Annotated in this window: 10 protein-coding genes and 1 pseudogene (1 of these 11 running past the window's edge); 3 read left to right on the plus strand and 8 right to left on the minus strand. The window is 64.8% G+C overall.

Features of this window, described 5'->3' with window-relative positions:
* A protein-coding gene (locus tag IVB01_RS28420; protein WP_247276781.1) for a hypothetical protein crosses the window boundary here: on the plus strand, window positions 1–248 show its 3' end. The gene continues 340 nt to the left of window position 1, outside the view; the window shows 248 of its 588 coding nt (coding positions 341–588); its start codon lies off the left edge, out of view; the stop codon is at window positions 246–248.
* Window positions 249–488: 240 nt separating this feature from the next.
* Here the strand turns inward: IVB01_RS28420 and IVB01_RS28425 are convergent, their stop codons facing one another.
* From IVB01_RS28425 to IVB01_RS28450, 6 genes are all read right to left on the minus strand, one after another.
* Window positions 489–1,577, minus strand: coding sequence for an ABC transporter substrate-binding protein (locus IVB01_RS28425; protein WP_247276780.1), 1,089 nt, complete (start codon window positions 1,575–1,577; stop codon window positions 489–491).
* A gap of 178 nt (window positions 1,578–1,755) precedes the next feature.
* A complete protein-coding gene (locus IVB01_RS28430; RefSeq protein WP_247276779.1) occupies window positions 1,756–3,069 on the minus strand; it encodes a Gfo/Idh/MocA family oxidoreductase in 1,314 nt (437 codons plus the stop codon).
* A 167-nt stretch (window positions 3,070–3,236) separates the two neighbouring features.
* Window positions 3,237–4,037: a phytanoyl-CoA dioxygenase family protein gene (locus tag IVB01_RS28435; protein WP_247276778.1), complete on the minus strand. Its 801-nt coding sequence runs from the start codon at window positions 4,035–4,037 to the stop codon at window positions 3,237–3,239.
* 140 nt (window positions 4,038–4,177) lie between these two features.
* Window positions 4,178–4,855 carry a GntR family transcriptional regulator gene (locus IVB01_RS28440; protein ID WP_247276777.1) on the minus strand — a complete coding sequence of 226 codons (678 nt, stop codon included), beginning with the start codon at window positions 4,853–4,855 and terminating at the stop codon, window positions 4,178–4,180.
* A 195-nt stretch (window positions 4,856–5,050) separates the two neighbouring features.
* Entirely contained in the window at window positions 5,051–6,307 is a 1,257-nt protein-coding gene (locus IVB01_RS28445) for a M20/M25/M40 family metallo-hydrolase (protein ID WP_247276776.1), read from the minus strand.
* An 84-nt stretch (window positions 6,308–6,391) separates the two neighbouring features.
* Window positions 6,392–7,249, minus strand: a complete 858-nt coding sequence (locus IVB01_RS28450) for a sigma-70 family RNA polymerase sigma factor (protein WP_247276775.1) — start codon at window positions 7,247–7,249, stop codon at window positions 6,392–6,394.
* 100 nt (window positions 7,250–7,349) lie between these two features.
* Between IVB01_RS28450 and IVB01_RS28455 the strand changes: the two genes are divergently transcribed.
* A complete protein-coding gene (locus IVB01_RS28455; RefSeq protein ID WP_247495076.1) occupies window positions 7,350–7,805 on the plus strand; it encodes a carboxymuconolactone decarboxylase family protein in 456 nt (151 codons plus the stop codon).
* A 49-nt stretch (window positions 7,806–7,854) separates the two neighbouring features.
* Here IVB01_RS28455 and IVB01_RS28460 read toward each other — a convergent pair whose 3' ends face one another.
* Together IVB01_RS28460 and IVB01_RS28465 are read right to left on the minus strand one after the other, a co-directional pair.
* Window positions 7,855–8,667, minus strand: coding sequence for an alpha/beta hydrolase (locus IVB01_RS28460; RefSeq protein WP_247276774.1), 813 nt, complete (start codon window positions 8,665–8,667; stop codon window positions 7,855–7,857).
* 2 nt (window positions 8,668–8,669) lie between these two features.
* Window positions 8,670–9,487 (minus strand): annotated as a pseudogene (locus tag IVB01_RS28465) (alpha/beta hydrolase).
* 135 nt (window positions 9,488–9,622) lie between these two features.
* Here IVB01_RS28465 and IVB01_RS28470 point away from each other — a divergent pair.
* The gene (locus tag IVB01_RS28470) at window positions 9,623–10,165 is read left to right on the plus strand and encodes a methylated-DNA--[protein]-cysteine S-methyltransferase (RefSeq protein ID WP_247276773.1); all 543 of its coding nucleotides are present in this window, start codon (window positions 9,623–9,625) and stop codon (window positions 10,163–10,165) included.
* Window positions 10,166–10,205: the final 40 nt, after the last annotated feature.

Consider the following 10,205-nt stretch of genomic DNA (forward strand, 5'->3'; position numbering starts at 1 on the left):
GCCTCGTGCTCGGCGGCTTCGATCCCGCGACCAAGAAATATGTCGGCACCGAAGCCGTGATCAAGGCCCAGATCGCGCAGGTGCAGGCAGACAAGAAGATGCCGGCCAAGGACAAGAAGGAAGCGATCGACGAGCTCAACGAAGCGCTGAAGACGCCGGCGCCGCAGATCGAGAACAAGGCTAACATCGACCTAATCGGCAAGTACTACGACAAGCTGGTCGCCGCGCTCGGTGACGACGAGAATTGAGCGAGTTTCCTGCATCGTCCTGGCGAAAGCCCGGACTCATTACCGAAAAGTCGTCGTCGGGCGAACTGGCAATCACGAGTCTCCGCAAATTTGCTTCTGCGGTCATGGGCCTGGATCGGCACTTGCTATGCTCGCTTGTCGAGGACGACGCAGTGACTGGTCGGGTCGATGGACAAACGCAAAAGCCCCGGAAACATCTCCGGGGCTTTCGTCGTTTTAGCTGTTTGCAGCGCGATGCAGCTACGTCCGCGTCCGCATCCGCATCATGAAGCTGTCGAAGCTGAGCTCGGCGACCTGCATCCAGGCCAGCGACTCGCTGCGATAGGCGGTGAGGCTCGCATACATCTTGCCGAAATGCGGATTGTTCTTGGCGAGGTCGGCGTAGACCTCCCCGGCCGCCGTATAACAGCTCTCGAGCACTTCTTGCGGGAAGGGCTTGAGGATGGCGCCGGCAACGAGCAGCCGCTTGAGTGCTGGTGGGTTGACCGCATCGTACTTGCCGGTCACCCAGGTGAAGGTATCGAGCGATGCACTCGAAATGGCCGCCTGATAATGCTTGGGCAGCGCATTCCACTTCTCGAGATTCATGATGTTGTGGCCCTGGCCGGTGCCTTCCCACCAGCCCGGATAATAATAGTACTTCGCCACCTTGACGAAGCCGAGCTTCTCGTCGTCATAGGGGCCCACCCATTCGGCCGCGTCGATCGTGCCCTTCTCGAGCGCGGGGTAGATGTCGCCTGCCGCGATCTGCTGCGGGACGCCACCGAGCTTCGAGATGATGGTGCCGGCAAACCCGCCGACGCGGAATTTCAGTCCCTTGAGATCATCGATGGTCTTGATCTCCTTGCGAAACCAGCCGCCCATCTGGGCGCCGGTCGAACCTGTGGGCACGCCGATCGCGTTATGCTCCTTCAAGAGATCGTTCAGCATCTCCTGACCACCGTTCCACAATAGCCAAGAGATGTGCTGGCGCGTGTTGAGCCCGAATGGCAGCGATGTGCCGAAGGTGAAGGCGGGATTCTTGCCCCAGTAATAATACAGTGCGGTATTGCCGATCTCGACCGTACCGTTCGAGACCGCGTCGAGCACTTGCAGGCCCGGCACGATTTCGCCGGCGGCGAAGGGCTGGATCTGGAATTTATTGTCGGTGATCTCGGCGACGCGTTTGCAGAAATATTCGCAGCCGCCATACAGCGTATCCAGAGATTTCGGCCAACTCGCCGCCAGGCGCCATTTCACCTCGGGCATCGATTGCGCGACAGCTGGCGCTGCGACTGCGCTTGCGGCGAGGCCCAGCCCGCCCGCCGTCAGGAATTTACGACGTTCCATGCGTTTCCCTCCTGTGATGTCGAGTCCTCGACGAGGGGATTGCGATCTTGACGTCGCTTTGTCTTCGCCGGTGGCCGACGTTTCTTGGCGTCCGAAATTCGAATTCCGGATCGCGGTCAGGATGACGAAAGGGCCGCAGCAAAGCAAGCGCACTTTGGTTGCGCTGCCGGCGACGCCCTCAATGCTGCGCTGCGAACGCGTCCTCCATGGCCTTGCGCGCCTTCACCGTCTCGTTGCCCGCATCGAACTCGACGTCGCTCCAGCGCACCATCGCGCCATGCGCGACGTCATGTTTCAGCTTCACACGATGCGCCAGACCGATCGGCAGCGCGTCGGCCTTCAAGCTCGCGGCCGCCGGCACCAGCTTGCCCCACACCGTGTAGCCGCCTTCGCCATCCAGCATCTCGCCGGCGCGCAGATTGCGTTTTGCCACGGCCGCGACGTCGCCGCGGAAGCCTGTGGCCTGTCCGGTCGGCTCGCTCCGCAGCGCCGCCGACAGCACCGAGATGTTCAGTTCGAGGCCGATCAGATGATAGGGCTTGTACATGGCCGCGAAGCGCCCGCTGGCGTCGGTCTTCAGGCCGTATTGCCTGAAGCAATCGGCAGCATAATCGTTCGGTGCCTCCAGCACGACATAGACGCCCCAGCGGAGGTCGCGAAACACCGGCCGGCCGTCGCGCTCGAGCGAGGACACTACTTCCACCACGCCCGCTCGCTCCAGCACGCCGCCGCGTGAGCGCGGCCGCATGATATGTGGCAGATCGTCGACGCCGCAGGGCGGAAACAGCAGGCCGTCCGCGGGCACGTCGAGGGCGCAGGCATTGGCGATCGCGGCCATCTCGATCGCCGATTTGGTGCCGTCGAGGAAGGAGTTGAACATCTGCGGATTCATGCCGGCCGACTGCGCTTCGCCCGGAGTGAGGCCGTAATGCTGCCAGACGCCATCAGGCGTCACGTCATGATAGGCCGGCAGATATTTTGTGCCCTTGCCGGCGGCAACGACGCGGAAGCCAGTGGCCCGCGCCCAATCCACCATCTCCGCCGTCAGCGCCGGCTGGTCGCCATAGGCGAGCGAATAGACGACGCCGGCTTTTCGCGCTTCCTCTGCGAGCAGGGGGCCCGCCAGCACGTCGGCTTCGACATTGACCATCACGATATGCTTGCCCGCCGCAATCGCAGCGCGCGCATGCGTGATGCCGGCGGCGGGATTTCCGGTCGCCTCCACCACCACGTCCATCGCACCGCCGGCAATAGCGCGCACACCGTCATCGGTGAAGGTGGTCGCGGCGATGCGCGTCGAGTCCCAGCCGACGATGCGGCACGCCTCGCGGGCGCGGTCGCAATCGATGTCGATGATGACAGGCACTTCCAGCCCCGGCGTGTGCGGCACCTGCGCCAAAAACATCGAGCCGAATTTTCCGGCGCCGATCAGCGCGACACGAACCGGCTCGCCGGCGGACGCGCGGGCCTGGAGGAGACGGAAGAGGTTCATGGGGATATGTCCTGCGGAATGATCGTGTCCCCGACGCGGAGCAGCACGAAGTGCTGCTCCGCAGAGCCGGGACCCAGTGTAAGGGAATTCCGTGTCGGTGGGCCCCGGCTCAGCAGCGCATCACTGACGTGCTGCGCTGCGTCCGGGGCATGAGAGCATCCTACATCCTACTCCGCCGCCTGCCGCGGCGCACGCGCGAGCCGCAGCAGCGCGTCGTCCTCCACCGTCTTGATCGGTGTGAAATCGCGATGCGCGATGTAGTCCGGCCGCGTCGGGGTGCGGATGTAGTTCGAGACCGCATTCAGCGTCAAATACACGATTTTGCGCGGGTAGGGCGTGATGTTGCCGGCCGAGCCGTGCACGAGATTGCCGTGAAACATCAGCATGCCGCCGGGTTTGCCGGTGGGCGCCACGATGCCGCCCTGCTTGACGAGGCGTGTCACGGTGTCCTCGTCCAGCGTCCACAGCGGATAGGAGGTGGTGGCGAGGTCATGCGAGGCTTCGAGATCGCCGGCGTTCTGGCTGCGCGGCACCAGCATCAGGGGGCCGTTGATCGGCATCACCTCGTCGAGGAAGATCGCGATGTTCATCGCGCGCGGCTCCGGCATGCCGTCGTCGCGCTTCCAGGTGCCGTAATCCTGGTGCCACTGCCAGACGTCGCCGGTGAAGGCCGATTTCGCGTTGATCTTGAACTGGTGCATGTAGACCGGTTCGCCGAAGAGCTGCTCGACCGGCTCGATCATGCGCGGATGTGCGCCCAGGATGCGGAAGGCCTCGTTGTAGAGATGTGCGGCAAAGGCGGTGCGCGGCGCACCGCTCTTCTCGCGCCAGACCTCCGGCCGGTTGGTGTCATAGATGCCGACCGCCTCTCGCGCGAGCAGACCGACCTCCTCCTGGCTGAACAATTCGGGCAGGAACAGCCAGCCCTCGCGGTGGAAGAACTCCAATTGCTCTTGAGACAGTTTCATGGGTCGTCCTCCTGTTGTTTATTGTTGTCATTGCGGGGCGGTCCGCAGGACCGAACCCGGAATCCATTCATCCACAATCTCTGCCGCTCAATAGATTCCGGGCTCACACTTCGCGTGCCCCGGAATGACGGCGTTTGTGGTTACGCCGCAACCTCTTCCGTCGCCCTCAATCTCTCTTCGGTCATCCGTCCCGCCGTCTGCGCATGGGCCAGCGCCGCGCGTTCGGCAGCGTTCGCATCGCCCGCGAGAATGTGCTTGGCGATATCGGCATGCTCCGCCCAGGCGCTGGCGCGATAGTCGAGCTCGGACAGCACGGTCGCCATCGAGCGGCGCATGTGCGGCCATTGCGGCGCCATCGTCTCCTCGATCACGGGATTGCCGGCGATCTGGTAGATCGCGCGATGAAAATCGACGTCGAGCCCGATGAGTTCGGCCAGCGTCGTGTTACGGTCGATGGGGCGTCCGGCGGCAAGCGCCGCCTCCAGCCGCGCGCGACCCGCCGCGTCCGTGCCTGCACGTTCGGCAGCAAGCCGGGCGGCGAGTGCATCGATGGCGCCGCGCACCTCGTAAAGCTGGCGGATACGTGACGGGTCGAGCTGGGTGACCTCAAAGCCGCGCTTGCCGCTCTCGGCGACGAGGCCCTGCCGGTGCAACAAATGCAGCGCGTGCGACACCGGCTGGCGCGACACGCCGAGCCTGTCGGCGAGCTCGTTTTGCCGGATGCGCTGGCCAGGGGGCAGGGTGCGGTCGGAGATCGCCTCCAGGATCCGGGCATAGACCTGGTCGATCAAGTTCGGGAGTGGGTCGAGAGGGATCACGCCGGCAGCTCCGCGGCACCTGAAAACGGAATACGGAATTCCGTATTCGAAGCTACGCGGTGCGGCTGAGGGCGTCAAGCGGTACCATAGGATGGCCGCCTCTCATTTCGAAACGCGCTAAGCTATTGATATCGCTCGCGCCGTCTACTGTGCATGGGGTTGTTTTTCGAGAAAACGATCCGGCCCGGCGCCGTCCTACTTGATCTTGCCCTGCTCGATCAGCATCCGGCTCATCAGATAGAGCCGCGGCACGATCGAGTTGGTGTCGATGAACTCGTCGCGGGCATGATAGCCGAAGCCGGCGAGGCCGAAACTCTCGACCACGACCGCCTTGCCGCTGCGATTGGCGTAGCCGGCATCGGTGGCGCCTCCCGTCATCTCGGTGATGTCGAGCTTGCGGTCGATCTCGGCATAGATCGACTGTCCCACCTCGGCCAGCGCGCGGCCGCGACCGCTCGCGACGAAGGGCGGGCGGCCCGCTGTGATCGTCACCTTGGTTTCGGTGTCGGGAACGAGCTTCTCCTTCACCTTCTCGTCGAGCGCCGCCTGCAATTTGGCGATGCCATCGGGAATGGTGAGGCGGATGTCGGCGCCGGCCTCGGCCTTTTCCGGAATCTGGTTGCGTACGGTGCCGGCCTGCGCCGTGGTCCAGTTGAGCTGCGTGCCGGGGATCGACTTGGCGACGTCTTTGGTTTGCAGCAATTGATGGGCGAGCTCGATCAGCGCGTTGCGGCCGAGATCGGGCGCAGCGCCGGCATGCGAAGCGCGTCCTTTCACCTCCATCTTCGCCGTCGCGGTGCCGCTCGCCCCCAGCAGCAAGGAGTCGTTCTTTGCCGGAGGCGAAGCCGCCGTCGGCTCGCAGGAGAGCACGACGTCGTGCTGGTCGGCGAGCTCCGCGATCATCTCGCCCGACCCGATCGACCCCACCTCTTCGTCTGGATTGAACGACACGGTGAGCCTGGCATAGTCGTGCCAGCCGGCATCCTTCAGTATCTTGAGCGCATGCAGCACCACGGCGATGCCGCCCTTGTCGTCGGCGATGCCGGGGCCATAGATGCGGTTGCCGTCAACGCGGTACGGCTCGCTGGCGAGGACGCCGCGCTGATAGACCGTGTCCATATGCGCGATCAGCATCAGGTTTCGCGTGCCCGAGCCCTTGAACGTGGCGATCACCATATCGGCGCCTGTGCCGGCGGTGGTCTTGCGTCGCTCCGTGACGGCGCCAAGCGCCTTCAGGCGCGCTTCGGTGAAATCGGCCATCTTCTTCAAGCCTTCGGCGTCGCCGCTGCCACTCTCGATCATCACCATGTCACGCAGCGTCTCGATCAGCGGCGCCTTCTCCTGCTCGGCCGCGGCTTTCAGCTTCTCGTCGGCGGCCGCGACCGCGCTCGTGACGCCGGCGGCGAGACCGAGCAGCGACAGAGCAAGCAAGGGAGTGAGGCGGAATGTCATGAGGTGTCCTTTCCCGTTTCGAGCGGCGGCACCGCACGATCGGACGGAACCGTAACATCTAGGCAATCCGGATGCCACGTTTCGCTAGCGCTCAAGCACCTCCACATCGAGCGCCGCGATCCGCTCCGCATCGGCCAGCGCGTCGATTCCCGCGATCCGGTCGCCGTTGAAGGTAACACGAAGCGCGATGCGCAGATGTCCACCGAGGATGACGGCGACGCCGATCTCGCCGTCGACCAACGCGGTCCGTGCGGCCTGGGCGCGGCCCTTGTAGAGCTGCGCCACCGCATCGGCGCCGCGAATCTCGGGCAGCGAGCCGAGCCGCACCGCGGCTTGGTCGGCGCGGAATACGACGTCGGGATCGAGCACGGTCAGCAGGCCCTCGAAATCGCCTTCGCGCGACGCCTTGAGGAACGCATCGACGATTCGGCGCTGGTACGACAGGTCGGTCTCGGGCACCGGTGCGCCCTGCACCCGCCGCCGGGCGCGACTCGCGAGCTGCCGCGAGGCCTCGACCGAGCGGCCGACGATCGGCGCGATCTCCTCGAAGGGCACGGCAAACATGTCATGCAGCACGAACGCGAGCCGCTCCGCCGGCTGCAACGTCTCCAGCACGACCAACAGGGCGGCGCCGACGGAATCGGCCATCTCCGTCTCGCGCTCGCGCGTCTCGTCGATCGGCTCGGGCACGTGCGGGCCCATCGGATCCTCGCGGCGCGATTTCCGTGCGCGCAGCATGTCGAGGCAGATGCGCGCGACCACCGTCGTGAGCCAGCCGCGCAGGTTCGCGACATCGGACATGTCGTAGCGGCTGACCCGCAGCCAAGCCTCCTGCACGGCATCGTCGACCTCAGCACGGGACCCCAGCATCCGGTAGGCCACGGCGCGCAAATGGTCCCGGTTGGCCTCGAACTGGTGGCTGAGAAAATTTTGTTCGGTCATCGGTCACATTCCCTCATCGCGATCCGTCATGCCCATGACGAGGCCAATCCGGCCGATGTGACCGGAACCTTCGAAATTCAACAGACGGAGACGCAAGATGATGCACGCTCGCATGAATCACCCGGTGATGGTCCTGCCTGAGGCCATGAACCACCTTCAATCCATTGGCAACCTGACCAAACAGGGTCTGCCGGAAAAGCTCCTGGAGCTGGTGCACCTGCGGGCCAGCCAGATCAATGGCTGCGGCGTCTGCGTCGATATGCACCCGAAGCTCGCCCGTAAGCTCGGTGAGACCGACGAGCGCCTGTTCGCCGTGTCCGCCTGGCGCGAAGCGCCCTATTTCACCGAGGCCGAGCGCGCCGCGCTGGCGCTGACCGAGGCGGTCACGCGCCTTGCCGATCGCGAAGATCCGGTGCCTGATGCGATCTGGAACGAGGCCGCCAAGCATTTTGACGAGCGCGAGCTCGCAACGCTGATCCTCGCGATCGCGACGATCAACGTCTGGAACCGGCTGAATGCGACGATCAAGATGCAGGTCGGCGTTTGGAAGGTGTGAGGCCTCTTCCTTCGCCTCTCCCGGACGCAGGGAGGGGCGAAGAGCGCTCCTACTCCGCCAGGAATCTGTTCACCGCCTCGCCGAACTCAAGCGGCGCCTGTTCGAACATCCAGTGGCCGGCGTTCGGAATCACCGCCGTCTTGCTGCCCGCGATGTGCTCGGCGAGCACGCGCCACATCACCGACAGGCTTCCTGTCGTCGCGCCGCCGCCGATCAGCAGCGTCGGCGTCTTGATCGCCTGCGCATCGGCGAGCGTGTAGGGCTTGCGCTGCTCGTTGATCTGGCCGAGGAAAGTGATCGCGTTGTCGCGCAGTTGCTGCTTGGCCGCCGCAGGTACGCGCCGCCAGGAGCCGTCGCCTTCGATGCCGTCGTAAAAATTCTGCAGCGCGCCCTCGATGTCACCGGCGCGGATCATCTCGACCGAGCGCGCCGTACGGGCGGCGAGCGGCGGATGCGCGGGCGTGCCGGCGGGGACCGGCAGGCTGGCATCGAGATCGCCGCCCGGCTCGGCCAACACCAGTTTTCGCAACAGATCAGGCCGTATCTGCGCTACGCGGAAGGCGATGTGACCGCCGCGCGAATGCCCCATCAGGTCGACCGGTGCGGGCCTGACCTGCTCGATGAAGGCGATCACGTCGAAGACGTGCTGGGCCATCTTGTAGTCGTCGCCGACGGCATCCCAATGCTCGGGAAAGAAGTGCCGCAGGCTGACCGAGATCACGCGATGATGCCGCGACAGCGGTCCGAGCACCGAATACCAGGTGCGGAAATCCCCTAACGTGCCGTGCACGCAGACCAGCGGCGGACCGTCTCCGACTTCGAGATAGGCCATGTCGTAACCGTTGACGCGAAATGTCTGCATGATCAGCTCGCCAGAAACTCCAGGACCACTTCGGAGTATTTTTGCGGCGCCTGCTCGAACATCGGGTGCGTCGCGTTCGGGATGATCGCCTTCTTCGAATAGGGCACATGCGCCGCGAGCGCATGCAGCACCTTTGGCAGCAGGCCCTTGGTCCGCGCGCCCAGGATGAACAGCGTCGGCATTTTGATGGACTCCGCATCCGCCTTCGAGAACGGCGGGCGGTTGTCGCGACCTGACCGATCAGCGTCATGGCGTTGTCGCGCAGATTTTGCTTCACCGTCGCCGGCAGCCGCGGCCAGGTGCCGGGGCCCTCCAGCGCGTCGACGAAGACGGCGAGGCCGCCGTCGACGTCGCCGGCCGCGATCCTCTCGGCCGATGCTGTAAAGCGCGCCAGCAGCGGCGAGGGGCCGCCGACATAATCGGGATCGAGGCTCGCATCGAGCTCGCCGCCCGGCTCGGCGAGGATCAGTCGCCGCAGCATATCCGGCCTCCGCTGCGCCACGCGGAAGCAGATGTGCCCGCCGCGGGAATGGCCCATCAGGTCGACCGGCCCGAGGTCGAGCTTCTCGACGAAGGCGATGACGTCATCGACATGCTGGGCGATCGAATAAGTGTCCCCGACGCCGTCCCAGCGCGCCGGGTAGAAGTGCCTCAAGCTGACAGCGATCACCCGGTGGCGCTGCGACAACGGGCCAAGCACGCAACCCCAGACGCGGAAGTCGTTCAGCGAGCCGTGCACGCAGACCAGCGGCGGGCCGCCCTTGGCTTCGCCCACGTCGAGATAGGGCATGTCGTATCCGTTGACGTGGAGGCTTTGCATTCTGGGCTCGCGCGAAGGAAAAGGAACTCTGTGCAAGATTCCCGGAAACCGGGTGGATCGCAACTATTTCCAAGCCTAAATTCGAGCGGACAACACAATCGGGCATGCGACAAGGACGCAGCCAGGAACCAAGCCATGACTGACCAGCATTTTGCCCTGTTCGACACCAGGATCGGCCTGTGCGCCATCGCCTGGGGCCCGCGCGGCATCAATGGCACGCAACTGCCGATGGGCGGCGAGCAAAAGATCCGCACCCGTATCCATCAGCGTCATGCCGAGGCGACCGAAGGCGAGCCCACCGCCGAGGTGCAACAGGCGATCGATCGCATCGTCAAACTGCTCGCCGGCGAGCCCGATAATCTCACCGACATCCCGCTCGACCTCGACGGCGTGCCCGAGTTCAACCGCGGCGTCTACGATATCGCCCGCACCATCCCACCGGGCAAGACCATGACCTATGGCGACATCGCCAAGCGGCTCGGCGGCGTCGAACTGTCGCGCGACGTCGGCCAGGCGCTCGGCCGCAATCCGTGCCCGATCGTCGTGCCCTGCCATCGCGTGCTCGCGGCCGGCAACAAACCCGGCGGCTTCTCGGCGAATGGCGGCGTGGTGACGAAGCTGAAGATGCTCGAGATCGAAGGCGCGCTGGTGAACCACACGCCGAGTCTGTTTGATTGAGGGGTGCCACCCCCCGGAGGGGGGCCGGAGGGGGGGTGGC

The organism is Bradyrhizobium sp. 164 (genome assembly GCF_023073715.1).
Lineage (GTDB): Bacteria > Pseudomonadota > Alphaproteobacteria > Rhizobiales > Xanthobacteraceae > Bradyrhizobium.

What these genes read in the sequence shown, in the direction of transcription:
- IVB01_RS28455 (WP_247495076.1), top strand. Translation starts at nt 7,350, where the DNA reads ATGCACGCTCGCATGAATCACCCGGTGATGGTCCTGCCTGAGGCCATG.
- IVB01_RS28430 (WP_247276779.1), bottom strand. Translation starts at nt 3,069, where the DNA reads ATGAACCTCTTCCGTCTCCTCCAGGCCCGCGCGTCCGCCGGCGAGCCG.
- IVB01_RS28450 (WP_247276775.1), bottom strand. Translation starts at nt 7,249, where the DNA reads ATGACCGAACAAAATTTTCTCAGCCACCAGTTCGAGGCCAACCGGGAC.
- IVB01_RS28460 (WP_247276774.1), bottom strand. Translation starts at nt 8,667, where the DNA reads ATGCAGACATTTCGCGTCAACGGTTACGACATGGCCTATCTCGAAGTC.
- IVB01_RS28425 (WP_247276780.1), bottom strand. Translation starts at nt 1,577, where the DNA reads ATGGAACGTCGTAAATTCCTGACGGCGGGCGGGCTGGGCCTCGCCGCA.
- IVB01_RS28435 (WP_247276778.1), bottom strand. Translation starts at nt 4,037, where the DNA reads ATGAAACTGTCTCAAGAGCAATTGGAGTTCTTCCACCGCGAGGGCTGG.
- IVB01_RS28470 (WP_247276773.1), top strand. Translation starts at nt 9,623, where the DNA reads ATGACTGACCAGCATTTTGCCCTGTTCGACACCAGGATCGGCCTGTGC.
- IVB01_RS28445 (WP_247276776.1), bottom strand. Translation starts at nt 6,307, where the DNA reads ATGACATTCCGCCTCACTCCCTTGCTTGCTCTGTCGCTGCTCGGTCTC.